Annotated in this window: 23 protein-coding genes and 1 pseudogene; 12 read left to right on the top strand and 12 right to left on the bottom strand. The window is 70.0% G+C overall.

The annotated features are described in order from the left end of the window. The first annotated feature begins 228 nt into the window (after window positions 1-228). The 11 genes from srlA to CFK38_RS00765 are packed head-to-tail and all read left to right on the top strand — an operon-like array spanning window position 229 to window position 9,904. Complete coding sequence (gene srlA / locus CFK38_RS00815) at window positions 229-915, top strand: PTS glucitol/sorbitol transporter subunit IIC (protein WP_218192329.1); 687 nt, start codon at window positions 229-231, stop codon at window positions 913-915. After that, window positions 912-1,970: a PTS glucitol/sorbitol transporter subunit IIB gene (gene srlE / locus CFK38_RS00810; RefSeq protein WP_096801362.1), complete on the top strand. Its 1,059-nt coding sequence runs from the start codon at window positions 912-914 to the stop codon at window positions 1,968-1,970. Before srlA ends, srlE begins: the two co-directional genes overlap by 4 nt. A gap of 44 nt (window positions 1,971-2,014) precedes the next feature. Further along, on the top strand, window positions 2,015-2,392 hold the full coding sequence (locus CFK38_RS00805) for a PTS glucitol/sorbitol transporter subunit IIA (protein ID WP_096801361.1): 378 nt from the start codon (window positions 2,015-2,017) through the stop codon (window positions 2,390-2,392). 35 nt (window positions 2,393-2,427) lie between these two features. Then, window positions 2,428-2,862 (top strand): transcriptional regulator GutM, encoded by a 435-nt coding sequence (locus CFK38_RS00800; RefSeq protein WP_096801360.1) that lies wholly within the window; start codon window positions 2,428-2,430, stop codon window positions 2,860-2,862. Then, window positions 2,859-4,160 (top strand): NAD(P)H-dependent oxidoreductase, encoded by a 1,302-nt coding sequence (locus tag CFK38_RS00795; protein ID WP_096801359.1) that lies wholly within the window; start codon window positions 2,859-2,861, stop codon window positions 4,158-4,160. The genes CFK38_RS00800 and CFK38_RS00795 overlap by 4 nt, the downstream gene beginning before the upstream one ends. Continuing rightward, window positions 4,157-5,257, top strand: a complete 1,101-nt coding sequence (locus tag CFK38_RS00790) for a thiamine pyrophosphate-dependent dehydrogenase E1 component subunit alpha (RefSeq protein ID WP_096801358.1) — start codon at window positions 4,157-4,159, stop codon at window positions 5,255-5,257. The genes CFK38_RS00795 and CFK38_RS00790 overlap by 4 nt, the downstream gene beginning before the upstream one ends. After that, on the top strand, window positions 5,254-6,243 hold the full coding sequence (locus CFK38_RS00785; RefSeq protein WP_096801357.1) for an alpha-ketoacid dehydrogenase subunit beta: 990 nt from the start codon (window positions 5,254-5,256) through the stop codon (window positions 6,241-6,243). Before CFK38_RS00790 ends, CFK38_RS00785 begins: the two co-directional genes overlap by 4 nt. A gap of 3 nt (window positions 6,244-6,246) precedes the next feature. Continuing rightward, window positions 6,247-7,587: a dihydrolipoamide acetyltransferase family protein gene (locus CFK38_RS00780; RefSeq protein ID WP_096801356.1), complete on the top strand. Its 1,341-nt coding sequence runs from the start codon at window positions 6,247-6,249 to the stop codon at window positions 7,585-7,587. 49 nt (window positions 7,588-7,636) lie between these two features. Then, a complete protein-coding gene (locus tag CFK38_RS00775; protein WP_096801355.1) occupies window positions 7,637-7,912 on the top strand; it encodes a PTS sugar transporter subunit IIB in 276 nt (91 codons plus the stop codon). Window positions 7,913-7,958: 46 nt separating this feature from the next. After that, entirely contained in the window at window positions 7,959-9,383 is a 1,425-nt protein-coding gene (locus CFK38_RS00770; protein WP_096801354.1) for a PTS galactitol transporter subunit IIC, read from the top strand. Beyond that, window positions 9,380-9,904 (top strand): PTS sugar transporter subunit IIA, encoded by a 525-nt coding sequence (locus CFK38_RS00765; RefSeq protein WP_096801353.1) that lies wholly within the window; start codon window positions 9,380-9,382, stop codon window positions 9,902-9,904. Before CFK38_RS00770 ends, CFK38_RS00765 begins: the two co-directional genes overlap by 4 nt. Before the next feature lie 51 nt (window positions 9,905-9,955). On the opposite strand, the gene CFK38_RS00760 is transcribed toward CFK38_RS00765, so the two are convergent. The 7 genes from CFK38_RS00760 to CFK38_RS00730 form a co-directional block, all read right to left on the bottom strand. After that, on the bottom strand, window positions 9,956-10,912 hold the full coding sequence (locus CFK38_RS00760; protein ID WP_096801352.1) for a sugar-binding transcriptional regulator: 957 nt from the start codon (window positions 10,910-10,912) through the stop codon (window positions 9,956-9,958). 81 nt (window positions 10,913-10,993) lie between these two features. Next, window positions 10,994-12,127: a Gfo/Idh/MocA family protein gene (locus CFK38_RS00755; RefSeq protein WP_096801351.1), complete on the bottom strand. Its 1,134-nt coding sequence runs from the start codon at window positions 12,125-12,127 to the stop codon at window positions 10,994-10,996. Window positions 12,128-12,195: 68 nt separating this feature from the next. Next, window positions 12,196-12,930 (bottom strand): sugar phosphate isomerase/epimerase family protein, encoded by a 735-nt coding sequence (locus tag CFK38_RS00750; protein WP_096801350.1) that lies wholly within the window; start codon window positions 12,928-12,930, stop codon window positions 12,196-12,198. A 38-nt stretch (window positions 12,931-12,968) separates the two neighbouring features. Next, the gene (locus tag CFK38_RS00745) at window positions 12,969-13,808 is read right to left on the bottom strand and encodes a carbohydrate ABC transporter permease (protein WP_096801349.1); all 840 of its coding nucleotides are present in this window, start codon (window positions 13,806-13,808) and stop codon (window positions 12,969-12,971) included. Further along, a complete protein-coding gene (locus CFK38_RS00740) occupies window positions 13,801-14,775 on the bottom strand; it encodes a carbohydrate ABC transporter permease (RefSeq protein ID WP_096801348.1) in 975 nt (324 codons plus the stop codon). Before CFK38_RS00740 ends, CFK38_RS00745 begins: the two co-directional genes overlap by 8 nt. Window positions 14,776-14,861: 86 nt before the next feature. Beyond that, window positions 14,862-16,172, bottom strand: coding sequence for an ABC transporter substrate-binding protein (locus CFK38_RS00735; protein ID WP_096801347.1), 1,311 nt, complete (start codon window positions 16,170-16,172; stop codon window positions 14,862-14,864). Between the two features lie 200 nt (window positions 16,173-16,372). Then, the gene (locus CFK38_RS00730) at window positions 16,373-17,401 is read right to left on the bottom strand and encodes a LacI family DNA-binding transcriptional regulator (protein ID WP_096801346.1); all 1,029 of its coding nucleotides are present in this window, start codon (window positions 17,399-17,401) and stop codon (window positions 16,373-16,375) included. 147 nt (window positions 17,402-17,548) lie between these two features. Between CFK38_RS00730 and CFK38_RS00725 the strand changes: the two are divergent. Further along, window positions 17,549-18,262 (top strand): annotated as a pseudogene (locus CFK38_RS00725) (serine hydrolase); the annotation flags it as partial. Between the two features lie 263 nt (window positions 18,263-18,525). Here CFK38_RS00725 and CFK38_RS00720 read toward each other — a convergent pair. The 5 genes from CFK38_RS00720 to CFK38_RS00700 form a co-directional block, all read right to left on the bottom strand. After that, window positions 18,526-19,665 carry an ABC transporter ATP-binding protein gene (locus CFK38_RS00720; RefSeq protein WP_096801345.1) on the bottom strand — a complete coding sequence of 380 codons (1,140 nt, stop codon included), beginning with the start codon at window positions 19,663-19,665 and terminating at the stop codon, window positions 18,526-18,528. A 38-nt stretch (window positions 19,666-19,703) separates the two neighbouring features. Further along, window positions 19,704-21,008, bottom strand: a complete 1,305-nt coding sequence (locus CFK38_RS00715) for an ABC transporter substrate-binding protein (RefSeq protein ID WP_096804149.1) — start codon at window positions 21,006-21,008, stop codon at window positions 19,704-19,706. Window positions 21,009-21,104: 96 nt separating this feature from the next. Beyond that, a complete protein-coding gene (locus CFK38_RS00710; protein WP_245851169.1) occupies window positions 21,105-22,049 on the bottom strand; it encodes a carbohydrate ABC transporter permease in 945 nt (314 codons plus the stop codon). A gap of 25 nt (window positions 22,050-22,074) precedes the next feature. After that, window positions 22,075-23,013, bottom strand: coding sequence for a carbohydrate ABC transporter permease (locus tag CFK38_RS00705; protein ID WP_245851168.1), 939 nt, complete (start codon window positions 23,011-23,013; stop codon window positions 22,075-22,077). Between the two features lie 299 nt (window positions 23,014-23,312). Next, on the bottom strand, window positions 23,313-25,187 hold the full coding sequence (locus tag CFK38_RS00700; RefSeq protein ID WP_096801343.1) for a glycoside hydrolase family 15 protein: 1,875 nt from the start codon (window positions 25,185-25,187) through the stop codon (window positions 23,313-23,315). Window positions 25,188-25,195 lie beyond the last annotated feature (8 nt).

Genomic DNA, 25,195 nt, shown 5'->3' with positions numbered 1-25,195 from the left:
ACTGCTGAGGCTCATGACGCGTGGCTTATCTTCACATTCGTGACTTCTTGTCGTAACACTTGCTTCATCCTGTGAGCCAGGGCACCATGATGGGCGTGTGCACACTGATGTGCGAAAGATAGTCACGAAGGTGACAACCGGAGGTCCGTGGCCGGTCGGCACCTTCCCCGAAACGAGCAGCGGCCCTCGGTCTCCGAGGGGTGCTGCGTGGATCGAAGGAGATTCACCATGACCGTCACAGCCCTTGCAGGGCTCGACAGCCAACAGCTCGCGGGAGGTGTGATCCTCGCCGATCCCGCTCCCGCAGTCGGTGCCGACAACCCGGTGATGAAGGCGATCACCTGGGCCGCCGAGCACTTCATCGGCCTCTTCCAGGCCGCGGCGGAGAGCTTCACCGGACTCTTCACCGGGATCTTGCCGCTGCTGATCGTTCTGCTCACCGCGATGTACGCGGTCACCACCTGGATCGGTGAGGAACGGGTGACCCGCGCCGTGCGCTGGTCCGGGAAGTACGCGCTCACCCGGTACACGGTGATGCCGATCCTCGCCGTCATCATGCTCACCAACCCGATGTGCTACACGTTCGGTCGATTCCTGCCCGAACGACAGAAGCCGGCGTTCTACGACTCCGCCGTCTCGTTCGTCCACCCGGTCACCAGCTTCTTCCCGCACGCCAATGCGGGGGAGATCTTCGTGTGGGCCGGCGTCAGCGCCGGTGTGCTGGCGATCAACCCCGAGGCCTACGCGAAGCTCGCCGTCATGTACTTCCTGGTCGGCATCGTGGTCATCCTGATCCGCGGCATCGTCACCCAGTGGATCACCGAGGTGATGATCCGCCGCGGCCCCGACCGCGAGAAGTTCGACCAGTTCGACGAGGACTACGCGGCCGGCACCATCCAGGGAGGCCTGCGATGAGCGCTCGCAGCGTCCACGTCCGTCGGGGTCGTGGTGGCTGGGGCGACGGACTCACCCTGACCCCCACTGAGACCAAGGACGTCGTCCTCTCCGTCACCAACGGCGGAATCCACCCGGTCGCGGCCCGCATCGCGGAGCTGACCGGCGCCACCGCGGTGGACGGGTTCACGAACCACGTCGAGGACGACAAGGTCATGGTCGCCGTGATCAACTGCGGCGGCACCGCCCGCATCGGCGTCTACCCCAAGAAGCGGATCCCCACCGTCGACGTGTACGCCGGGGAGCCCTCGGGCCCGCTGGCCCAGTTCATCACGGCGGACATCTTCGTCTCCGCGGTGGCGCCGGCGGACGTCGAGCTCCTGGACTCCGACCAGGCGGCGACGGCTGCGGCCACCACCGCCGGAGCCGCCGGAGCGGCAGGTGCCGGCACCGACGGGGCGACCGCCACCGATCCCAAGACCCTGCCGTCCAAGCAGGAGCGGATCGAGCAGACCGGAGCCGCGATGGCATCCGGCGGCATGGGCGGATTCACCGGCGTGGTGGTGAAGTTCGGCGGGGTCATCGGCTATCTGATCAACACCCTGCTCTCCTCCGGGCGCCAGGCCGTGCAGCTGTGCCTGCAGACGATCATTCCGTTCATGGCCTACGTGTCGCTGCTGATCGGCATCGTCACCTACACCGGGATCTCCGAGGGCATCGCCCAGCTGGTCACCCCGCTGGTCGGCAACCCGCTGGGTCTGATCCTGCTGGGCGTGATCACCGCGATCCCGATCCTGTCCCCGATCCTCGGCCCCGGCGCCGCGATCGCCCAGGTCGTCGGCGTGCTCATGGGCACCCAGATCGCGGCGGGCAACCTGCCCGTCCAGTACGCGCTGCCCACCCTGTTCGCGATCAACGGCCAGGTCGGCTGTGACTTCATCCCCGTCGGCCTGTCCCTCGGAGAAGCGAAGCCGGAGACGGTCTCGGTGGGTGTGCCCGCCGTGCTCTTCTCCCGCCTGATCACCTCACCGATCGCGGTGATCATCGCGTACTTCGCGGGCTTCCTCGTCAACTGACCGGACCCCACCGACCTCTTCCGACCCGCAAGGAGCGCCCCGCTGTGAGCACCCCCCTCTGGACCACCACCGTCACCCGTATCGGCATCGATGCGCAGGAGATGTTCGACGCCGGGGTGATGATCCTGTTCGCCGAGCCCGTGCCGCCGGCCCTGGCCGACGTCTCCGTCGTCCACACCCCTGCCGGCGCACCGGGTCGGGAGATCCGGGTGGGGGATGTCTTCGAGGTCGCCGGTCGCCAGTACCCGGTGGACGAGGTGGGGGAGAAGGCCACCGAGAACCTGCGCGAGCTCGGACACGTGGTCCTCTACCTCAACTCCGTGGACCAGACGCTGCTGCCGGGCGCCGTGCACGTGCGCGGCGACGCCGTCCCAGCCGCTCCGCCCGCCGCGGGGGAGCAGATCATCCTGCGCTCGGCCTGACCATCCCTACTCTCCCTTCTCCCGAGGAGCACCTCATGGACCAGCTCGGATTCATCGCACTGCTGATCTTCGCGATCGTCCTGTCCTTCGCGTTCAGCTATCAGCAGCACCGCGCGTACGTCGGCGCGATCCGCGAGCTCGCGGATGCCCACGACCGCAACGGCATCGTGGTCGTCTCCGGCCGCGGCAAGGGCTTCCTGCGCGGCTGCGTGGTGATCCTCGCCGTCGACGCCACCACCCGTCGCATCCTCGAGGCCCGCACCATGCAGGGCTCGACGGTGCTCGCCCGGTTCCGCCGCACCCGCTTCCTCGAGGGCAATCTCAAGGGCGCGCTCGAGAGGGCCACCAGCAAGCACATGGTCACGGCCCTGGAGCAGGCCACCGCGCAGTTCCGCGAGACCACCAGGCCCACCCGCTCCCTCCGTGCGCGCAGCCCCCGCACAGCCACTGCGGAAGGAACCCCGGCATGAGCTACTCGCAGCGTCTGATCGAGCGTGAGGCCGCGCTCGGCCGCCCCGTGCGGGTCGGCATCGTCGGTGCCGGGCAGATGGGCTCGGGCCTGGTCGCTCAGGTCCACCGCGCCCGGGGGATGGTGGTCGCGGCCGTCGCCGACGTCGCGATCGACCGTGCCGAGGCAGCGCTCGCCGGGGCCGGCCGCAGCGACGTCGAACGAGCCACCAGCATCGAGCACGCCGCCGAGGTCATCACCTCCGGTCGCGCCGCGGTGTTGGACGACGGGCTGCGCCTGGCCGAACTCCCGCTGGACATCGTCGTCGAGGTCTCGGGGATCCCGGACGTGGCCGCGCAGGTGGCGCTGTCCTGCATCCTCGCCGGCACGGACGTCGCGCTGATGACCGTCGAGGCCGATGTGACCGTGGGACTGCTGCTGGCACGGACGGCAGCCTCCGGCAGCGCCGTGTACACGGTGTGCCGCGGCGACGAACCCGTCGAATGCCTCAAGCTCGTCGAGTACGCGACGGACCTCGGGCTCGAGGTGGTCGTGGCGGGCAAGGGCAAGAACAACCCGATGCGCCCCACCGACGTCCCCGAGGACGTGGCCGAGGAGGCCGAGCGCAAGGGCATGAATCCCAAGATGCTCACCTCCTTCACCGACGGCACCAAGACCCAGATCGAGATGGCCGCGCTCGCCAACGCCACCGGCTACTCGATCGAGACCCCGGGCATGCACGGCGCGGCCGTGGACCTCGACGGGCTCGCCAGGACGCTGCGCCCGGTGGCCGAGGGCGGGATCGTCACCTCCGATGGGCCGGTGGTCGAGTACGTGACCGGGGACGTCGCCCCCGGGGTGTTCGTCGTGGTGCGTTCCGACAGCGAGGTGGTCACCGAGGAGCTGCACTACCTGCGCCTGCCGGGGGAGGGGAACCACTTCCAGCTCTACCGTCCCTTCCACCTCGCCTCGGTCGAGGCACCGCTGTCGATCGGCGAGGCGGTGCTGGATCGTCGGCCGTCGTTCGCCGCCACCGCGTGGACCGCCGATGTCATCGCCACCGCCAAGTCCGACCTCTCCGACGGCACCGTCCTCGAGGGGATCGGCGGGCACCACCTGCACGGCACCGCCTACGACGCGGCGCAGACCCGCCAGGAGCAGCTGCTGCCGATCGCCCTCGCCGCCACCTCGACCCTGGTCCGGGACGTCCCGGCCGGGCAGGCCCTGACCTACGACGACGTCCTCCTCGACGAGTCGCGGCCGCTGGTCGCGATGCGCCGGATGCAGGACGCGATGATCGCGCAAGGAGTGATCCGATGAGCACGCCCACCACCGGTGAGTCCACCGCCGCCGGCCCCGGCCCCGATGCCCTGCTCTCCGACCCGGGGACCGCGGGCGAGGCGCTCGCGACCATGTGGCGGATCCGCCTGTTCGAGGAGGCCGTCGAGGACCTCTACGGCCGCGGCATGATGCACGGGACCATGCACCTGTCCATCGGGATGGAAGCCGTCCCCACCGGGACCTGCCTGAACCTCGAGGAGGGTGACCAGATCACCTCCACCCACCGCGGCCACGGGCACTGCATCGCCCGCGGTGCCGACCTCGGCAGGATGATGGCTGAGCTGCTGGCCAAGGACAACGGCTACTGCCGCGGCCGCGGCGGCTCCATGCACATCGCCGACGTCGCCACCGGCAACCTCGGCGCCAACGGCATCGTCGCCGGCGGTGTCCCGATCGCCGCCGGGGCGGGGCTGACCAACCAGCTCACCGGCAACGGACGGGTCGCGGTCTGCTTCCACGGCGACGGCGCCGTGGGTGAGGGCGCCTGGCACGAGGCGCTCACCCTCGCCTCCATGTGGAACCTGCCGGTGGTGTTCGTCTGCGAGAACAACCAGTACGGCATGTCGATGTCCTCGCACAAGGCGTTCAAGGTCGAGAACCTCGCGGTGAAGGCGATCGGCTATGGCATCCCCGGCGAGAGCGTCGACGGCAACGACGTCCACGCCGTCGCCGACGCCACCGGACGGGCGATCGACCGGGCCCGGGCGGGGGAGGGGCCGAGCTTCGTCGAGGCGGTGACCTACCGCTGGCGCGGCCACTCCAAGTCGGACAAGAACCGGTACCGCTCCAAGGAGGAGATCGCCGAGTGGAAGGAGAAGGACCCGATCGCCGCCTTCGCCCATCACCTGCTGGAGGCCGGGATCCTCGACCAGGACCAGCTCGATGCGCTGCAGGCGGATGCGCGCACCGCGATCCGTGAGGCGGTCGTCTTCGGCACCCAGGGCGAGGACCCGGATCCCGCCGCGCTGCTGGACGCCGTCTACGCCCCCTCGGCCGTGGACGCCACCGACACCCGTGATGCCGAGACGGCCCTGACCGCCGGCGCGACCACTGACGATGCGGAGGCAGGACGATGAGCACCCGTGAGATGACGTACTCCGAGGCCATCCGCGAGGCGATGGCCCAGGCGATGACCGCCGATGAGCGGGTCTTCCTGATGGGGGAGGACGTGGGCCTGTACGGCGGCGCCTTCGGGGTCGAGAACGACCTCATCGACCGCTTCGGCCCGGAGCGGGTGCGGGACACCACGATCTCCGAGCTCGGGATCGTCGGGATGGGCGTCGGCGCCGCGATCACCGGCATGCGGCCCATCGTCGAGATCCAGTTCTCCGACTTCACCGCCCAGGCGATGGACCAGATCGCCAACCAGGCCGCGAAGCTCCACTTCATGGTGGGCGGGCAGGCGAACGTCCCGCTGGTGATCCGTGCCCCCGGCGGCTCGGGCACCGGCGCCGCCGCCCAGCACTCGCAGTCCCTGGAGGCCTGGTTCACCTGCGTCCCGGGCATCAAGGTGGTCATGCCCTCGAACGCGCGCGACGCCGCCGAGCTGCTGCTGGCAGCGCTCGAGGATCCGAACCCCGTGATGGTGCTCGAGCACAAGCTGCTCTACAAGCAGACCTACGAGGTGCCCGAGACGTTCGAGGTCGGACGCCTGGGGGTCGGGAAGATCGAGCGGGAGGGGACCGACCTGACCATCGTCGCCACCGGCGTCCAGGTGCAGCGCTCCCTGGAGGCGGCCGGATCCCTGGCCCAGGACGGCATCAGCGCGGAGGTCATCGATCCCCGCACGCTCAAGCCCCTGGACCTGCCGCTCATCGTCGACAGCGTCACCCGCACGGGCCGCGCCCTGTTGGTCCAGGAGTCCGTGCGCTTCGGCGGATTCATGGGGGAGATCGCCGCGTCGATCGTGGAGTCCTCCGCCTTCGGGCACCTGCAGGCACCGGTGAAGCGGCTCTGCGGCCTCGACATCCCCATCCCCTACAACCCTGAGCTCGAGAAGGCCGCGGTCCCGCAGGTGGACGACATCGTCCGCGAAGCCGCCGCGCTCGTGAAGGAGTGGTGAGCCATGGCCGAGATCCCGCTGACGATGCCCAAGATGTCCATGACCATGGACGAGGGCACGATCACCGAATGGCAGGTCGCCGAGGGCGATGAGATCGCCAAGGGCGACGTGGTCGCGGTGGTGATGACCGACAAGGTCGACATGGAGGTCGAGTCCCCGGCCGCCGGGGTGGTCGCGAAGCTGCTGCACGCCGAGGGCGACGTCGTCGCCGTCGGCGACCACATCGCACTGGTCACCTCCGAGGAGGAGGATCTGCTCGGTGACCTCTTCGCCGGCGACGGTGGGGACGCGGGCGCCGCGGCCGAGGGGAGCCCCGGTACGACGGACACCTCTGCCCAGGCCGCACGGACCACGGGCACGACAGGCTCCGGCGGTTCCGACGAGCCCGCCGAGACGGTCGCACCGGCCTCCGGGCCCGAGGGCCCGATGCCGCCGACGGTGCCGCTGGCGCGAAAGCTCGCCAAGGACCATGGACTGGACCTGCGCGCGCTCACCCCGACCGGCCCTCACGGCACGGTCCGCGTCAAGGACGTCAAGGAGGCGATCGCCGCGACCGACGCCCAGCGCGTCTCCGACCAGAAGGCCCCGTCCGCCCCGTCGGCCGCCCCCGCATCGACCGCCGATGAGAGCACTGCAGCGGCGCTCGCCGCACCCGTGGTCGATGCCGCTCCCGAGGAGCTGCTGGGCTCGGCCCGGGACCGTCGCACCCGTCAGCTCACGGCGCGTGCGATGGCCACCACCCCGCTGATCCCGCAGTTCACGGCCTTCCGGACGATGGACCTGTCCACCGCCGCCCGCGCCCGCACCGGCGTGCTGAAGGGCATCAGCTGGACCACCCTGCTGGTGCGCGCCTACGCACTGCTGCTGCGGGCCACCCCGCAGCTGAACGGGTCCTGGGCCGGTGACGGGGTGAAGCGGAACCCCAGCGTGGATGTGGTCCTGGCCGTGGACACCCCAGGAGGCCTGCTCGTGCCGGTGGTGCGCGAACCGGATCTGCAGAGCGTCCGGGCGCTGGATGCCCAGATCCGCGAGATCGGCGCCTCCGCCAAGGCGGGGACCGTGGACCCCTCCCTGTTCGGACCCGCCACCGGCACCGTCTCGAATCTCGGCGGGATGGGCGTGGACCGGTTCAATGCGCTGATCACCCCGCCGCAGGCGACGGCGCTCAGCATCGGCACCGTCGGCTTCGCTCCCGTGGTGGAGCAGGACGGCACCGTGACCGGACGGATGAGCTGTGAGCTCGGGTTGTCCATCGACCACCGGGTGGCCGACGGCGCCGACGCCGCCCGGGCGCTCCAGGAGATCCAGGAACTGCTGGACGATCCATTGCGGCTGGCGCTGTGAGCACACAGAATCGACCGATCACCCCACCCTCGATCCTCCAGGAGCAGCCATGAAGAAGGTCCTCATCATCTGCGGCACGGGCGTCGCGACCTCCACCGTCGTCGCCGCCAAGGTGCGAGACCACCTCGCCGAGAAGGGCATCGGGGCGACCGTCGCTCAGGGCAAGGTCATGGACCTCGTCGGCGGTGACGTCGACGCCGATCTCATCGTGGCCACCACCGATGTTCCCGCCTCGGTGACCGTGCCCGTGATCCGGGCGCTGCCGTTGCTGACCGGCATGGGTCAGGACGAGGTGCTCGACGAGATCTCCCGAGCCCTGAGCTGACCTGGCCTCGGCCCTTCCCATCCCTCCACGCTCAAAGGAGAGCATCATGGAGTCCTTCCTCGCACCCATCTCGAGCTATCTCAACACGCTGGGCCCCTCCGTGGTCCTGCCGGTCATCATCACGCTGTTCGGTCTGCTGCTCGGCCTGAGACTGGGCAAGTCCTTCCGTGCCGGGGTCACCATCGGCATCGGCTTCATCGGCATCAACCTGGTGATCGGCCTGCTCGCAGCGCAGGTGGCCCCGGCGGCCACCGGGATGGCCGAAGGGCTCGGCGTGAGCCTGGACGTGGTGGACGTCGGATGGCCGTCCTCGGCCGCGATCGCCTTCGGCTCCTCGATCGGAGCGATGATCATCCCGCTGGGCCTGGTGGTCAATGTGGTGCTGCTGCTGACGGGGCTCACCCGCACCTTCGACATCGACCTGTGGAACTACTGGCACAGCGCGATGATCGGGGCGCTGGTCGGCGCCGTCACGGGGAACTACCTGCTGGGTCTGCTGAGCGCCGCGGTGCACCTGGCCCTGATCCTCGCCATGGCCGACCTCACCGCCCCGATCGTGCAGAAGTACTTCCAGCTGCCGGAGATCTCCTTCCCTCACGGGACCTCCGCCCCGTACGGGCTGCTCGCCATCCCGATGAATAAGGTGTTCGACGCGATCCCCGGGCTCCGCAGGCTCGACGCGACCCCGGAGGCGATCCAGAAGCGCTTCGGACTGTTCGGCGAGACCCTCATGATGGGCCTGATCCTGGGCGTGCTGATCGGCATCCTCGGCTACGGCTTCGACGCTCCGGCCGAGGACTCCACCGCGATCCTCACCCTCGCGATCTCGCTCGCCGCCGCGATGTTCCTGCTGCCGCGGATGGTGGCGATCCTGATGGAGGGGCTGATGCCGATCTCCGAGGCCGCCCGCACCTTCGTGCAGAAGCGGTTCCCGGGGCGGACCTTCTACATCGGCCTTGACTCCGCGATCGCCGTCGGCCAGCCCTCGGTGATCGCGACCTCGCTGCTGCTGGTGCCGATCACGCTGCTGATCGCAGTGATCCTCGCACCGGCCGGCAACAGGGTGCTGCCGCTGGTGGACCTCGCCACCATCCCGTTCATCGTCGCCGTGATGGTCCCGATCTTCCGCGGCAACATCGTGCGCTCGGTGATCGGTGGTGGCATCCTGATCGGTGCCGGTCTGTTCATCGCCACCTGGATCGCCCCCACCTTCACCCAGATCGCGGTGGAATCGGGCTTCGCCCTCGAGGACGGACAGGCGACGATCTCCTCGCTGGTCGACGGGGCGAACCCGCTGACCGGCCTGTTCTTCGCCGGTGCCGAGCTCGGGACCGTCGGCGTGCTCGCCACGGCCGTGCTGTGCCTGGCCGGGGTGGTCGCGATCCGCTTCGCGATGAAGGCCCGGGACCGTCGCGCACTCGCGGCGGAGACCACGGACGGCGCCGCGGCGCGGGACGGAGCAGGAGCATGAACGAGGACAGCACCGCTCAGAGCGGGAACGCCGCGGCCGCGGACGAGGACGCTGCTGCGCCGCAGGCGAGCATCCTGCCGGGCGCCGCGCTCCTCGGCCTCGAGGCGGATGATGCCCCCGCCGCTCTGCGGGCCCTCTCGGCGCGCCTGCGGGAGATCGGTGCGGTCACCGACTCCTTCGAAGCGGCCGTGCTGCTGCGCGAGGAGAAGCACCCCACGGGCCTGCCCACGCTCGTGCCCGCGGCGATCCCGCACACCGACCCCGAGCACGTGATCACCCCGGGGTTCGCCGTCGCGGTCCCGGAGGAGCCGGTCGCGTTCGGCGAGATCGGCTCCTCCGGAGAGCGCACCATCTGGGCGGAGCTGATCATCATGCTCGTGCTCGCCGATGCCACCAGCCAGCTGTCGGCGCTGCAGAACCTGGTGGCACGGCTGCAGGAGCCCGACGCCGTGCGCGCGATGCTCGCCGCGAGCGACGACGCGGACCTCGAGCGTCGCGCCCGGGACTGGCTGGCCGGGTGAGCAGCCGGCGACGCGCCGCCCGCCGGGGGAGCGCGCCTGCGGCAGGCCCGCTCAGACCGTGGAGAGCAGCTCCCGGGCGAGGTGCTCATCCAGCACGACGGTGTCCAGCGCCCCGCTGCGCAGCACACCGCTGACCCCCGGAGCCTTCTCCACACCGAACACGACCCCGACCACCTCGGGGATCGCGCGCAGCTCCGCGAAGGTCACCGCGAGCACACGGTCCTCCGCCGGAGCGCCCACCGGACGGCCGTCGGCGTCGACCAGGCGGGCGCAGATGTCGCCCACCGGATGCTGCTTGGCGAAGGTGCGCTTCTCGGCGTCGGTGAGCTTCATCCGCTCGACGATGTGCAGCGAGGAGTGCACGCCCACCGAGCCGATGCCCACCAGGGCCAGCTCGACCGCGGCCGCCGCCTCGAGCACCGAGGCGATGGTCGACTCGGTGCGCAGGCTCCGCACGGTCTCGGCGGACTCCAGCACCGCCGGGGCATACAGGGTGTGCGCCCGGGCCTCGAGCTTTGCGGACAGCACACGCAGCACGGATTCCCCGGACGCCAGCTGATCGAGAGCGCTGAGCCCCCCTACCAGGGGGAAGAGCTCCGGTACCGGGCGCAGCCGCTGCTGCTCCAGGTGATCGATGACGCTCTGGACCGCCTGCCCCCACGAGACCCCGACCCGGCGCACCCCTGCCAGCCGCTGGGTGAACACGAGGGCACCCTGCCGGGCCGTCATCTCGGGCGCCGAGGAGCGGGTCGCTGCGACCACATGCACATCGCCCAGCCCGTACGCCGCCTGGAGCTGCTGTTCGAGGGAGGCCACCCGGACGGGTGGTCCGGCGGGGTCATGGATGATGACCTCCACGATCCCTCGCTCCTTGGCCTGGGAGAGGATCCGGGAGACGTTCGAGCGGGACAGGTTCAGCTCGGCGGCGATCTGTGACTGCGACAGCCCCTGGTCGTAGTACAGGCGCGCGACGCTCACGATCAGGCTGACGTCGCGGGCAGCGGGCATCGGGCCTCCTCGGGAAGGATCTTCCCCCGGCACGGACACCGGGGCGTGGGCTCAGACTACGCAGAACCCCGCCCCGGTGGCTCACCGGGCAGGCACCGGCGCCAGCGTCGCGGCGAAGGGGTCGAAGTCGGCCGGCATCGGCTCGACCTCCGTGAAGCGCGAATCGATCCGCACGATCGAGTCCTCGGCGATCGCGGTCTCGATGCCCACCATGATGTCCAGGACGTGGGCGGCGACCTCGCCCTGCGCACGGTGGGGCACCCCGGCGCGGAGCGCACGCGCCATCTCCAGCACGCCCAGGCCGCGCCCGGTGGTGGCGCCCGCAGCGGGCACCGCGGTCGGCTCCTCGCCGCGGTAGGCGGTCAGGGCCGAGTCGCCGTCGAAGACGTTGGGATCGGGGAAGGCGAGCGTCGCCTCGGTGCCGTACACCTCGACGAAGCCGGCGCGCGTGTGCGGGGAGTCGAAGCTCAGCAGCACGGTCGCGTTCTGACCTGAGGCGAAGCGCAGCAGCGCCGCGACCTGCGTGGGCACGGTGACGTCGAAGACCTCCCCGGCCAGGGGGCCGGAGCCGATGGTGCGCTGCTCGCGCGCCGTCGAGCCGACGGCGCTGACCGAGGCCACGGGGCCCAGGGCGAGCACCAGGGTGGTCGCGTAGTAGGGGGCGATGTCGTACAGCGGGCCGGCACCCTCCTGGAAGAGGAAGGCGGGATTGGGGTGCCAGGACTCGGGGCCCGGGGACTGGAACAGGGTCAGGGCGCTGGCCGGGGCGCCGACCCCGCCCTCGCGCAGGGTGCGCAGCGCGGTCTGGATGCCGGCGCCGAGCACGGTGTCGGGCGCGCCGCCCACCCGCACCCCGGCCTCCTCGGCCGCCGCGAGCAGGGCCTTCGCATCGGCCGGGTCGGTGGTGATCGGCTTCTCGGTCCACACGTGCTTGCCGGCCGCGACGATCGCGCGGGAGACCTCGGCATGGGCGGTGGGGATGGTCAGGTTGACCACGATCTCCACCTCGGGGTGGTCCAGCACGTCCTGGGCGGTGCCGGAGGCGGGGACGCCGAACTCCTCGGCGCGGGCCGCGGCGGCCTCGGGGACCAGGTCGCCGACGATGTGCACGGTGAGGTCCGGGAAGGAGGTGAGGTGGGTGAGGTACTGGGTGGAGATGGTGCCGGCGCCGATGAGGCCGACGCCGACGGGACCGGTCGGGGTCTGAGAGGTCATGGGGGTGTCCTTCGAGGGTGGGGTGCGAAGCGCGGGGTGCGGGCCCGGGAGGGCCGGTCCGCGTGAGGTCAGAGGACGGAGCGCAGGTGGGCGACCGACGCCGCGATGCCCTCGAACATGTCGCCCGCGTAGTCGTCGAACTCGATCACTCCGTAGGCGGCGCCGGAAGCGGCCTGCAGCGTCTCGGCCAGGGGCATCGCCCCGGTGCCGAGGGGGAGCTGGGCGGCGGGATCCGTGGACAGGTCGCCGTCCTTGAGATGGACCAGCTGCACCCGCTCGCCGAGGCGGCCCAGCAGTGCGGGCACCTCGGCCCCGCCGACGGCCGCCCAGTAGGTGTCGACCTCGAGGACCACCTGCGGGTCCAGCGCCTCCGCGAAGACCTCGAGAGCGGTGCGTCCGCCCAGCTGCGAGGCGAGCTCGAAATGGTGGTTGTGGTAGCCGACGCGGATCCCCGCCTCGGCGGCTTCCGCGGCCCGCTGGTTGAGCGTGTCGGCCAGTGCGCGGACCTTCTCGGCGTCGGTCCAGTCCTCCGGATTCCAGAACGGATCCACGAGGTACTGCACCCCCACCGCCTGGGCGGCCTCGAGCACGGCGGGGAAGTCCACCTCGCCGAGGAACGACTGGTGGGCGCTGGGGAAGTCGATCGGGAACTGCTCGCGGGCGCGCACCAGCTCGTCGCGGTATTCCAGCAGGTGGTACGGCTCGGCGTGGGTGAGTCCGAGCTCGACCAGGCGCTGCACGGTGGCCTGGACGTCGGTCGCGAGCGACTCGCGCACGCTGTACATCTGGACGGAGATCTCCATCGGGGTCCTTTCGCGGTGGGCGGGGAGAAGTGGTGGGATCATTTCACGGCGCCGGCGGTGAGGCCGGCGACGAAGTTCTTCTGCATCATCAAGAAGCCGCCCACCACCGGGATCGACACCGCGATCGAGGCGGCGAGGACCTGGTTCCAGTAGACGTTGGTCTGGGTGGCGTACTGCCGCAGGCCCACGGCCAGGGTGCGGGTGTCCTCCGTGGTGAGCACGGAGGCGAACAGCACCTCGCCCCAGGCCGTCATGAAGGCGTAGATCGCGACCGCCACGATGCCGGGACGGGCGGCGGGCAGGATGATCCGCAGCAGGATGGTGAGGTTGCCGGCGCCGTCGACCTTGCCCGCCTGGTCCAGCTCCCGGGGGATGCCGTCGAAGTAGCCGGCGAGCATCCAGATGGAGAAGGGCAGGGAGAAGGTCAGGTAGGTGATGATCAGGCCGATGCGGGTGCCCACCAACGGAACGCCGAAGGTGGTGTCGATGTTGACGAAGATCAGGTACAGCGGCAGCAGGAACAGCACACCGGGGAACATCTGGGTGGACAGCACCGTGGTCATGAACGTGCTGCGGCCGCGGAACCGCCAGCGGGAGACGGCATAGGCGGCGAAGATCGCCACCACCACGCTGCACAGCGTCGCCACCGAGGTGACCACGAGCGAGTTCATGAAGTACCGCGCCAGCGGCACGGTGGACCACATCTCGATGAACGGCCCGAAGGTCACGCGGCTGGGCCACCAGGAGAACCCGGCCTGGACGTCGCCGAGCGGCTTGAGGCTGGTGGTGATCATGACGTACAGCGGCAGCACCACGAACAGGCCGAGGCCCACGAGCACGACGATGCGGAAGATCTTCTCGCCGAGGGTCTCACGCATGGGAGGACTCCTTCCTCCACTGGGTGAAGTACAGGTAGAGCAGGGACACCACCAGCAGGAACAGCAGCAGCAGGACGCTCATCGCGCTGCCCACGCCGAAGTCCCAGGACAGGAACGAGGCGTTGTAGATGTGGAAGCTGATGAGGTCGCCGGCCGGGGGCTGGGCGGTGCCGAACAGGATGTACGGGGTGTTGAAGTCGTTGAACACCCACAGGAACATCACCAGCAGCATGGTCTGGTTGACCGGGGCGAGCATCGGCAGGGTGACGGCGCGCCACTGCCGCAGCGGGGTGGCACCGTCCATGGCGCTGGCCTCGTAGAGCTCGCCGGGGATGGACTGCAGCCCGGCCATGAACATCAGGAACGCGAAGGGCCACATGCGCCAGACCGCGACCACCACCACGGAGACGAAGGCGTTGTCGCCGATCAGCCAGAACGGGGCGTCCTCGAGCAGGCCCAGCTGCTCGACCAGGAGGTGGTTGATGACCCCGGTGTCGCGCTGGAGCATGAAGTTCCAGGTGATCACCGCGGCGTACAGCGGCAGGGCGTAGGGGATCAGGAACAGGGTGCGGAACACGCCGCGCCCGCGGAAGGGGCGCTGCAGGGCGACGGCCGCCGCCATGCCCAGACCCCAGCTCAGCCCCACCACCAGCACGGTGAAGCCGACGGTGACCAGGAAGGAGTTCAGCAGCTCCTGGCCGACCGGGGTGTTCAGGTCGACGGCGATCCGGTAGTTCTCCAGCCCCGCGAAGGGGGCCTCCGTCCAGCGGCGGATGAAGAACTTGGTGAGCTCGACGAAGCTCATCCAGAAGCCGGTCATCATCGGGATGAGGTGGATCAGCACTTCCAGGATCACTGCGGGCAGCAGGATCAGGTACGGGAACCAGCTGCGACGGGGGCGGCGCGGCGCCGGGGGATCGGGGCGCGAGGCGGGCGCCGAGGTCCGGGGGCGGGTGGAGAGGGTCATGGGGGTCCTTCGGGGCAGGGGAGGCGCGGGACGGAGCGGCCGACGGGACGGGAGCGGGCTGCTCCCGCCCGTCGGTCCTCGTGCGCTCAGGCCCGGATCGAGTCCTGGGCCGTCTGCATGGCGGTCATGACGTCCTCACGGGTGACCGTGCCGCCGGTGGCGATGGTCGCGAACATCCCGTTCATCGCCTGTCCGACGGTGGTCTCGAACTGGTCCTCCCACGGCACCAGCGGCAGCGGCGCGGAGCGCTCGGAGTAGATCTCCATGAACATGTCCGCCTGTTCGGTGTTCTCGGTGAAGGTGGGCTCGCCGTCCACCAGCACGGGCAGGGAGGCGAAGGGCGCGCCGAGCTCGGCCTGCGTCTCCGGGGAGGTCATGAACTTCATGAAGGCGAGGGCGCCGTCGCGGTTGTCGGTGTCCACCATCGCGGCGAGGTTGATGCCGGCCAGGTGGGAGGCGCAGTCGTCCACCGCAGCGGCCGGGGCCGGGAAGGGCACGGCCTTGAACTCCTCGGGCGTCATGCCCTGGGACTCGATGGTGGCGTGGGCGTTGTTCTGGTTGATGATCATCGCCGCCTGCTTGTTGGCGAAGGCGGTGACGGACTTGGTGCCGTTGTCGAACTGTGCGTTGGAGGGGTTGACCACCTGGTGCTCCTGCATCAGGTCCAGGTAGCGCAGGATGCCGTCGACCACGCCGTCCTCGGTGAAGGTGGGCTTCCCGTCGGAGCTGTTGAGGGAGGCCCCGTTCTGGGTGGCGTTGATGAAGGCGAAGTGGTTGTTCTCGGTGTACGAGCCCGCTGCGAGCGACATGCCGTACACGTCGGCCTCGGGGTCGGTGAGCGCCTTCGCGGCCTCGACCATCTCCTCCCAGGAGGTGGGCGGCTCGATGCCGGCGTCCTCGAACATCTGCACGTTGTAGTACATGCCGTGGGCCAGGCCGTACAGCGGGATCGAGGTGGGGTCGGTGCCCTCCGCGCCGCCGGTGGCCAGGGCGGCCGGGACGTAGCGGTCCCGCCCGCCGAGCGCCTCGAACTCGGCATCGCCCAGCTCCATCAGACCACCGGTGGCCTGCAGGCTCACGCCCCAGGTGTTGCCGATGTTCAGCACGTCCGGGCCCTGCCCGGAGGTGATCGCGGTCTGGATGCGGGTCTGCAGGTCGGACCAGCCGATGACCTCGAGGGACACCTCGATGCCGGTCTCCTCGGTGAACCTCTCCAGGACGGGCGTGAGCACCTTCTTGTCGTTCTCGAGGCTGGTGCCCTGGTTCGAGGCCCAGTAGGTGAGCGAGTCGGGCGAGTCGTTGGAACCGCCGCCGCCCGAGCCGGAACCGCAGGCGGCGAGGCCGGCTGCGGTCACGGCGGCGAGAGGGGCGGCGGACAGAAGTGTGCGGCGTCGCATCGGGGGACTCCTTGGTGCGCCGTCATCAGTGAGCGGTCGCAGAGGGGACAGTGAGGGGAACTGCCGCTCCGGCCGTCGGGGACGGCCGAGCTTAATCGATTCGAACTTAATCGATTCGGCAATTATGGGAGGAGCCCGACGGGAATGTCAATGGGCAGAGGTCGGCAGTCGCCTCTCGACGGGCTCGGCCGCGCCGGGACTCAGCCGCGGGCGGTCGAGCCTCTCGGGATCAGCGCCGCGGGGGCGTTCTCGAGGACCGTGCCGCCGGGGATCCGCCCGTCGATCTTCTGCACCAGCAGGTCGCCCGCGGAGCGACCCATGTCGAAGGGGCGACGGCTGAGGGCGGTGATGCTCGGGGAGGTGGCCTCGGTGATCAGCGAGTCGTCCCAGCTCACCAGGCCGAGGTCGCGCGGGACGTCGATCCCCTGCACGGCGGCGGCGCGCAGCGCCCCCACGGCGATCAGATCGCTCGAGGTGACCACCGCCGGGCGGGTGCTGAGCGACAGGTCGGCTGCCTGGAAGGCGCGGTAGCCGGAGTCGACCGTGTAGGTGCCGGGGATGTGCATATGCGCGATGCCGCGCTCCGCGCACAGCTGCGCGAGCAGCTCACGGCGGCGTCCCTCGTGCGCATACTCGAACGGGCCCGTGAACTGGAGGCAGCCGTCATAGCCGCGCTCGAGGAGATGGTCGATCACGGTGACGGCGTCGTCCGCCTCCGCGGTCGTCACCTTCACGAAGTCCTCGGGGCCCGAGTAGTGGCCGAGCACCGCGAAGTCCAGCGACAGGGCCTCCAGCACCGGCGGGCGGTGGTCGTCCTCGGCGAGGTCCAGCAGCACCACCCCGTCGACGCGCCGCTGATGTGACCAGGCGCGGAAGACGTCGACCTCGTCGTCGGGTCCGCCGTGCACGAAGCGGATCAGCAGCTCGAAGCCATGGGCGCTGGTCGCCGCCTCGATGCCTGCGGTGACCGCCGAGTAGAAGGGTTCGCGGGAGAGCTCCTCCGGATCGCGCACCACCACCAGTCCGATGTTCCCGCTGCGGCCGCGGCGCAGGGCCTGTGCCCCGGAGTGCGGGGTCCAGCCCACGGCGGCGGCATGGTCGAGCACCCGTTCGCGCATCGCCGCACTCACCCCGGGCTTGTCGTTCAGGGCGTAGCTCACCGTCGCGGGGGAGATGCCGAGGTCCCGCGCGATGGTGGCGACGGTCGGGCGGGAGGACTTCCGCGGCATGGGACGACTCCAGATCGGGGGCGGTGGCCGGGGCCGTGTGCTCGGCGCTGCGGGCCGTGCACAGAGCCAGGGCCGAGGCGCCGGATGCGGTAATGATAGTTCCCGGCCCCGGCCGGGGCCGGAGGCCGGGCGTCGTAGGGTCGGATCATGTCGCTCCCCACCGCCGCTGCGCCCGAGGAGATCACCGTCTCCCACTGCCTGCTGGACGTCCACGGATCGGTGCTCCACGCGCAGGGCGCCGATCGTCCCTACTACGCGGCCAGCACCATCAAGCTCCACGTGCTGCTGGCGGCGCTGCGGGAGGCGGGCGAGGGGAGGCTCGACCTGTCGGCGAGCATTCCCGCCACGCGCAGCTTCACCGGGGCGAACGGCGCCGCCTTCACCCTCGGCGGCGACCACCTCGACCCCACGCATCCCGCTGAGGGTGCCCCCGTCGAGGTGCGGGAGCTGCTGCGGCGGATGATCGATCGCTCCAGCAACGAGGCCACCGACCAGGTCATCGAACTGGTGGGCCTGGACGCGATCGCGGCGACGATCGCCGGACTCGGGCTGCGGGCGACCCGCGTGGAACGCCTGATCGGGGACGCGGCCGGGCTGCGGACCGGGGCGACCAATGAGACCAGCGCCGCGGATCTCGCGCTGACGATGCGCGCCCTCGTGACGTCGGACGGCCTGACCCCGCCGCTGCCCGCGAGCTCGGTGGCCCTCGTGCGGGAGGCGCTGCACGCGCAGCGGATCCCGGTGATCGGCACCGCTCTGCGGGAGGGCGTCCGGTGGGGCTCGAAATCCGGCTGGGTGGACGGGTACCGCCACGACGTCGCCTTCATCGGCGACCCGGAGGGGCGGGATCTGCGCGTGCTCGCGGTGATGACGGGGGCAGAGCCTAGGCGGTTCCGGTGCGGTCACCGCCCGTCGGACGCCCCTGCGGCCTCGGCGCCACCGAGATCCAGATTCGATGCACCATACGCTCGCCATCCTGTGCCGTACCTCGATCTCGACCTCCGTGAACGTCCGGTCCGGGGTCTGGTCGCTGCGGTGGGGATGGTCGGGTACTGGACTGTGGGCGATCACTATGCCGATATCTCCGCAGAGGTCGCGTGGGGTCCACTACCCGACCACCCCTCTCAGAGATATTCGAGGTTGATCTCGTTCTCGGGGTGGAAGAACATGCTGGAGCCGGGCTTGGGCCGCACGTGGATCGTGGAGTCCGGTGCGATGTCCTTGAAGCCGTGGTCCAGGCGCAGCACCAGCTGGTGACCGCGCACGGCGGCGGTCATCGACTCGGTCTCCCGGGCGTGGCAGTGCAGGAACGCCTCCCCACCGAGCTTCTCGACCAGTCGCACCGTCAGCGGCAGGCTCTCCTGCCCATCGGACGCACCGTCGGCGCCGCCGACGATCTCCCAGCTCTCGGGCCGCACGCCCACGATCACCTGGTCGGTGGTCTTCGCGACGTGCTCCCGCGGCAGGCCGAGGTCCATGCCGTGGCCCGGGCCCAGCTGGGCCCGGCCGTCGGAGGTGACGGTGGCACCGTCGATCAGGGTCATCGCCGGGGAGCCGATGAACCCGGCGACGAAGGTGTTGCCGGGGTGCTCGTACAGGTGGGTCGGCTCGTCGACCTGCTGCAGGACCCCCTCCTTGAGCACCGCGACCCGGTCGCCCATGGTCATCGCCTCGGTCTGGTCGTGGGTGACGTAGACCGTGGTCACGCCGAGCTCCCGCTGCAGGGAGCCGATCTGGGCGCGGGTGGAGACCCGCAGCTTCGCATCCAGGTTCGACAGCGGCTCGTCCATGCAGAACACCTTGGGATTGCGCACGATGGAGCGGCCCATCGCCACCCGCTGGCGCTGGCCGCCGGACATCTGCGAGGGCTTCTTGTCCAGCAGCGGCTCGAGCTCGAGCATCGCCGCGGCACGCTGGACCTGCTGGTCGATCTCCGCCTTCGGCAGCTTGAGGTTCTGCAGGGCGAAGGCCATGTTCTGCCGCGCCGTCATGTTCGGGTAGAGGGCATAGGACTGGAACACCATGGCCACGTCGCGGTCCCGGGCGCGCAGCTCGCTGACGTCGACGTCGTCGATGAGGACGGAGCCCTCGTCGATCGGCTCGAGACCGGCGAGCATCCGCATCGCCGTGGACTTCCCGCTGCCCGAGGGTCCCACCAGCACCAGGAACTCGCCGTCGGTGACGGTGAGCGAGACCCGGTTGACCGCCGGCGGGCGGGAGGGATCGTAGATGCGGGAGGCCTGCTGGTACTCGACGATGGCCATGGTGTTCCTCGTGCTCCTTCAGGGGGTCGGTCGGGCGATCACAGGTTGGGCGTGATGTCCCGGTCGATGACCTCCTGCGTCTCGGTCTGCAGGTCCTCCATCACCGCCGCCACGTCCTCCCCGGCGATCGCGATCCGGTCCAGGCCGGCGCCGATGCGCTGGCCGCCGCCGGAGACGAACACCCGGGCGTAGTCCTGCGGCGCCGTGTTCTCGTTCAGCTGCCGGATCGCGGTCATCGCGTTCGGGTTCTCCTCGAGGTACTTCGCCTCCTCGGGATCCTCCATCGCGGACTTCCGCACCGGCATGTAGCCGGTGGCCTGGCTGAAGGTGATGGTGTTCTCGGTGTTGGTGAGGAAGTCGGCGAACTTCATCGCGGTGAGCTTGCGCTCGTCGCTGATGCCGTCCGGGATCGCGATCCCCGCGCCACCGGTGCAGGCGCCGGGCGTGGGCCCGGGCAGATAGGTGGTGTGGAAGGGGAACTCCGCCGAGTCGTTGAGCCCGCCGAGCGAGCCGGTGGACTGCAGCAGACCCGAGGCGTTGCCGATGGCGAAGGTGTTGTTGGCATCCTGCGCGATCTGGATATGGCCCGCCGCGACCTGCTCCTGCAGGAACGTCGCCGCGTCGATCGACCCCTGCTCGGTGAACGTCGGGGTCCACTCCTCCGAGTAGGCGCCGCCGAAGGTCCAGATCATGCCCTGGAAGTACCAGTCGAGGTAGTTGGAGCCGTCGGGCACGACGAGCGCCGGCTTGCCGCCGTTGGCCTCCATGATCTTCGGAGCCCACTGGGCGAACTCCTCCCAGGTCTCCGGGCCGCGATCGGTGGGCAGTCCCGCCGCGGACATCGCGTCGGTGTTGAAGTACATCAGCGTGGTGGAGCGGGAGTACGGCATGCCGTAGTGCTTGCCGTCGAAGGCGTAGTCCTCGCGCAGGGTGTCCACGAGGTCGTCGGAGTCGACCCCGGCCTCGGTCCACAGGTCGTCCAGCGGCGTGGTCGCGCCGGTGAAGGCGAAGTTGAACCAGGTGACGTCCGAGGCGACGATCAGGTCCGGCAGCCCGCCGCCGGCCAGGGCCGCGTTGAACTTCTGCCCCAGCTCCTCGTAGTCGGCGCCGCCGTCGATGAGCTTCGCCGGGGTGTCGGGGTTCTCCTCGTTCCACAGATCGATGATCGCCTGCTCGACATCCTTCGAGCTGCCGGGGTGGTTGGACCAGAACTGGAGGGTGCCGTCACCCTCCTCGCCCCCGCCGCCCCCGGCGGAGGTGGAGCCGCCGGCGCAGGCTCCGAGCGCCAGCGCTGCCGAGCCGGCGCCGGCCATACCGAGAAGTGAGCGTCGTGAGAATGCCATGTCGATCTCCATTTCGTGAGGTGCTGCGGGGGAGGGGAGCGGCCGGCGCGAACCGACCGGGACGGGGAGGGGGGACAGCGGGGTGGCGACGGGCGCTCAGCCCTTCACGGCCCCGGCGGTGAGGCCCTTGATCATCTGCTTCTGCAGGATCAGGAACACGATGAGCATGGGGACGGCGGTCAGGACGGTGCCGGCCATCACCGGGCCCCAGTTGGTCAGCCCCTCGTTGTCCTGCAGCTGGGTCAGACCGATGGGCAGCGGCGCGACCTTGTCGGTGTCCGACATCAGGAACGGCCACAGGTACTGGTTCCACTCGTTGACCACCGTGATCAGCGTGAAGGCGATCAGGGTGGGCCAGGACATCGGCAGCACCACCCGGAACAGGGTCCGGAAGAACCCGGTGCCGTCGAGCTCGGCGGCCTCCATGACCTCCTTCGGCAGGGACAGGAAGTGGTTGCGCATCAGGAAGGTGCCGAAGGCGACCGCGGCCAGCGGCACGATGATGCCCTGGAAGGTGTTGCGCCACCCCCAGCTCGCCACCAGCGCGTAGTTCGAGATCACGGTGACCTGGTTGGGCACCATCAGCGAGGCGATCACCAGCAGGAACAGCAGGTTCCGGCCGGGGAAGCGCAGGAACGAGAAGCCGTAGGCGCACATCACGCCCAGGCTCACCTCGATCACGGTGAGGATCGAGGTGATGATGATCGAGTTGCGCAGGTAGCGGTCGAAGCGCACCTCGGAGAGCACATAGGAGTAGTTCTCCGGCACGAACGGATTCGGGAGCCACGTGATGGGGTCCGAGTAGATGTCACCGTGGTTCTTCAGCGAGGTGATCGCGATGAAGTACAGCGGCACGAAGAACAGCAGCACGGCGGCCACCATCCCGGCATAGCCGAGGAGCTTCCCGCCCGTCCCGCCCTCGAAGGCCTGGTGCCGGGAACCGGCCCGTTTCCTCTGCGCGGGGGTGAGCTCGGGCGCGTCCTCGGGGCCCGTCCCGGGCACGGGCGGGAGGACGGGCGTGGTGTCGTCGGTCATGGTCATGGGTTCTCCCTCCCTCCTGGCCTGGTCAATCCTGCGTGTCCTGGAGCTTCACCTGGACGAGCGTGATCACCAGGATGACGAGGAACATGATCGTGGCGACCGCGGCGCCGTAGCCAGCTCGATTGTTCACGAAGGTCTCCTGGTAGACCTGGTAGATCAGGGTCGAGGTGCCGGTGCCGAAGGGACCGCCCTGGGTCATCACCTGGATGATGTCGAACACCGTGAACGAGTTCAGCAGCACCGTGACGGACAGGAAGAACGTGGTGCCCTTGAGCTGCGGGAGGGTGACCCGCCAGAACTTCCGCCAGGCCGGGGTGCCGTCGATCTCCGCCGCCTCGTCGAGGTCCTTGCGCCGCCCCTGCAGGGCCGCCAGGTAGATCACGAAGGTGTAGCCGAGGTTCTTCCACACGTAGGTGGTGGTGATCATGAACAGCGCCCAGCCGGAATGCTGGTAGAAGTGCGGGGAGTCCAGACCGACCCAGTCCAGCACCGCCTGGATCAGACCGTAGCCGGGATCGAAGACGAACTGGAAGGCGACGCCGATCGCCGCGCCGGCGATGACATACGGCGCGAACACGATGGTCCGCACCAGGCCACGACCCCGCAGATGCTGATCCAGCAGCATCGCCAGCGCCAGCCCGATCGCCATCGAGCCGACCACCGCCACGAGGGTGAAGATCGCCGTGTTGCGGGCGATCTGCCAGCTGGTGTCATCGGTGAACCACTCGACGTAGTTGCCGAAGCCGATGAACGTCATCGTCGGGGACGAGATGTTCCAGTTGAAGAACGAGATGCGGAAGTTGTCGATCAGCGGGCGGTAGGTGAACACGCCCAGCAGGATCATGTTCGGCAGGATCAGCGCGGTGGCCAAGCCGATATGCCGCCAGTTGAGCGCGCGGGACCGCTTGATCGGCTCCTGGTCGGAGGCCGATCTCTCGAGACCGGGAATAGCGGGGGACGTCACGAGGGTCACAGTACGCGTGGCCATCTCGTCGGGAGCGAGGTCCGCAGAATCGGGGCGATTCCGTGACCTTCTCGGGACCGGGCCCGCGCTCCACCCAGCGTCGTGCCATCATCCCTGCTCATGGAGATGTGCAGGGGGCGCGGGCTGCCGCGCGGACGGCACCGGATCGCCGCCCCGTCCCCGGACGGACACCGGCGCGACCTCCGGTGTTCACCCACCGGCCCCGACGGCGCCACCGGACCGCGACCTCGTCGTGACCTGCGACGTGACCGGCGTCTCCGCCGGCCACGGCGGCGGGCTCAGCAGGCGGTGAGGGCGTCGACCGCGCGGATCAGGCCCAGGTGGCTGAAGGCCTGCGGGAAGTTGCCGGCCATCCTGCCCGCACCCCCGTCGAACTCCTCCGCGAACAGGTCCAGATCGTTGCCACAGGCGAGCAGCTGATCCATCAGCGCCCCGGCCTCCTCCCGGCGCCCCGAGGCGGCGTACTGCTCGACCAGCCAGAAGCAGCACACCAGGAAGGGGTGCTCGTCGCCGGGCAGACCGTCCTGCCCCTGCGTGCGGTAGCGCAGGACCAGTCCGTCCGCGGTGCGCAGGTCCTGCTCGATGCGGGTCACGGTGGCGAGCATGTGCGGGTCGTCGGCCGGCAGGAAGCCGGTGTGCGGGATCTGGAGCAGGGAGGCGTCGACCTCCGTGGAGCCGTAGGTCTGGGTGAAGGCGCCGTCGGTCCCGACCCCGCGGGTCATGACCTCCTCGCGCACCTGGTCCCGCAGCTGCTGCCAGCGGGAGACCTCCTCCTCGGAGGCGGGCAGCCCGTGCTCGCGGACCGCCCGGATCGCACGGTCGAAGGTCGCCCACACCATCACCCGGCCGTGCGTGAAGTACGCCGGATCGCCGCGCATCTCCCAGATGCCCTGATCGGGGTCATCGATGTGGTCCTCGGTATAGCGCAGCAGCGCCTTCTGCAGCGGCCACGACCAGCGGGTCTCCTCCAGACCGGCGTCGCGCATCGCCGCCAGCGCGATCATCACCTCACCCACGACGTCCGCCTGGTACTGGCCGGCGGCGCCGTTCCCGACCCGCACCGGCACCGAACCCTCGTAGCCGGGCAGGTGCTCCAGCTCCCGCTCGAGCAGGTTCCGGTCGCCGGTGATCGAGTACATGATCTGCAGCCGCTCGGGGTCGCCGGCGATCGCGCGCAGCAGCCAGCGGCGCCAGGTCTGGGCGGCATCGACGTGGCCGTGGGCGAGCAGCGCCTCGAGGGAGAGCGCGGCGTCCCGCAGCCAGCAGAAGCGGTAGTCCCAGTTGCGCACCCCGCCGAAGTCCTCGGGGAGGCTGGTGGTCGGGGCCGCCACGATGCCACCGGTGCGGCGGTGGGTGAGAGCGCGCAGCACCAGCAGGGAGCGGGTCACGGGTACGGCGTACTCCTGCTCGACCCGTACCTGCCCCAGCCAGCCGGACCATTCGGCCACCGTGGCGGCCAGCGAGGCCTCGATATCCGGGGTCGCCGGGACCGGCTGCCAGGACGGGAACCAGGTCAGCACCCACGAGGCGGTCTCGCCGGCGCTCAGGGGGTGGCGACCGTGGTGGGAGCGGCCGTTCGCGCTCAGCGCGGGGCCGTGCAGGGCGACCCCGTCGCCGCCGGCGACCGCGATCAGCACGGGGTCGCCGGCCTGGTCCTCGCCGCGGCGCACCCAGGGCGCGGCCTGCCCGTACTCGAAGCGGATCTTCAGCTCCTGGACCACCTCGACCTCGCCCTCGACGCACTCGACGGTGCGCACCAGTTCGGCGAGGTCATCGATGTCCCCGGCCAGGGAGGTCGCGCTGCGGGCGCGGGAGCCGCCGGTGGTGGCGGAGAGCGCGCCACCGGTGGTACCGGAGTCCCCGCCCTCGCCGCTGACCGGCATGAACTCGGTGACCGTGGCGGTCCCGGTGGGGGAGCGCCACACCGTCTCGAGCACCATGGTGCCCGGCAGGTAGCGGCGGGAGAGCACCTCGCCGTCCGTGATCCGCAGCGACCAGTGCCCGTTCTCCTCGGTGCCCAGCAGGGAGCAGAACAGGGCATCGGAGTCGAAGCGGGGCAGGCACAGCCAATCGACGTCTCCTTCCCGGGTCACGAGCGCGGAGGCGCGCTGGTCGGACAGCAGGGCATGATCTTCGATGAGCGGGCTCGACATGGGGACAG

The sequence above is a fragment of the Brachybacterium vulturis genome (assembly GCF_002407185.1).
GTDB classification, from domain to species: domain Bacteria; phylum Actinomycetota; class Actinomycetes; order Actinomycetales; family Dermabacteraceae; genus Brachybacterium; species Brachybacterium vulturis.
The sequence above is the reverse complement of the archived record's forward strand: the minus strand, read 5'-3'. Positions and strand labels throughout refer to the sequence as shown.

Excerpts from the sequence above, each read along its gene's own strand:
- srlA (WP_218192329.1), top strand. The coding sequence starts at position 229 with ATGACCGTCACAGCCCTTGCAGGGCTCGACAGCCAACAGCTCGCGGGA.
- srlE (WP_096801362.1), top strand. The coding sequence starts at position 912 with ATGAGCGCTCGCAGCGTCCACGTCCGTCGGGGTCGTGGTGGCTGGGGC.
- CFK38_RS00800 (WP_096801360.1), top strand. The coding sequence starts at position 2,428 with ATGGACCAGCTCGGATTCATCGCACTGCTGATCTTCGCGATCGTCCTG.
- CFK38_RS00795 (WP_096801359.1), top strand. The coding sequence starts at position 2,859 with ATGAGCTACTCGCAGCGTCTGATCGAGCGTGAGGCCGCGCTCGGCCGC.
- CFK38_RS00790 (WP_096801358.1), top strand. The coding sequence starts at position 4,157 with ATGAGCACGCCCACCACCGGTGAGTCCACCGCCGCCGGCCCCGGCCCC.
- CFK38_RS00785 (WP_096801357.1), top strand. The coding sequence starts at position 5,254 with ATGAGCACCCGTGAGATGACGTACTCCGAGGCCATCCGCGAGGCGATG.
- CFK38_RS00780 (WP_096801356.1), top strand. The coding sequence starts at position 6,247 with ATGGCCGAGATCCCGCTGACGATGCCCAAGATGTCCATGACCATGGAC.
- CFK38_RS00775 (WP_096801355.1), top strand. The coding sequence starts at position 7,637 with ATGAAGAAGGTCCTCATCATCTGCGGCACGGGCGTCGCGACCTCCACC.
- CFK38_RS00770 (WP_096801354.1), top strand. The coding sequence starts at position 7,959 with ATGGAGTCCTTCCTCGCACCCATCTCGAGCTATCTCAACACGCTGGGC.
- CFK38_RS00765 (WP_096801353.1), top strand. The coding sequence starts at position 9,380 with ATGAACGAGGACAGCACCGCTCAGAGCGGGAACGCCGCGGCCGCGGAC.
- CFK38_RS00760 (WP_096801352.1), bottom strand. The coding sequence starts at position 10,912 with ATGCCCGCTGCCCGCGACGTCAGCCTGATCGTGAGCGTCGCGCGCCTG.
- CFK38_RS00755 (WP_096801351.1), bottom strand. The coding sequence starts at position 12,127 with ATGACCTCTCAGACCCCGACCGGTCCCGTCGGCGTCGGCCTCATCGGC.
- CFK38_RS00750 (WP_096801350.1), bottom strand. The coding sequence starts at position 12,930 with ATGGAGATCTCCGTCCAGATGTACAGCGTGCGCGAGTCGCTCGCGACC.
- CFK38_RS00745 (WP_096801349.1), bottom strand. The coding sequence starts at position 13,808 with ATGCGTGAGACCCTCGGCGAGAAGATCTTCCGCATCGTCGTGCTCGTG.
- CFK38_RS00740 (WP_096801348.1), bottom strand. The coding sequence starts at position 14,775 with ATGACCCTCTCCACCCGCCCCCGGACCTCGGCGCCCGCCTCGCGCCCC.
- CFK38_RS00735 (WP_096801347.1), bottom strand. The coding sequence starts at position 16,172 with ATGCGACGCCGCACACTTCTGTCCGCCGCCCCTCTCGCCGCCGTGACC.
- CFK38_RS00730 (WP_096801346.1), bottom strand. The coding sequence starts at position 17,401 with ATGCCGCGGAAGTCCTCCCGCCCGACCGTCGCCACCATCGCGCGGGAC.
- CFK38_RS00720 (WP_096801345.1), bottom strand. The coding sequence starts at position 19,665 with ATGGCCATCGTCGAGTACCAGCAGGCCTCCCGCATCTACGATCCCTCC.
- CFK38_RS00715 (WP_096804149.1), bottom strand. The coding sequence starts at position 21,008 with ATGGCATTCTCACGACGCTCACTTCTCGGTATGGCCGGCGCCGGCTCG.
- CFK38_RS00710 (WP_245851169.1), bottom strand. The coding sequence starts at position 22,049 with ATGACCATGACCGACGACACCACGCCCGTCCTCCCGCCCGTGCCCGGG.
- CFK38_RS00700 (WP_096801343.1), bottom strand. The coding sequence starts at position 25,187 with ATGTCGAGCCCGCTCATCGAAGATCATGCCCTGCTGTCCGACCAGCGC.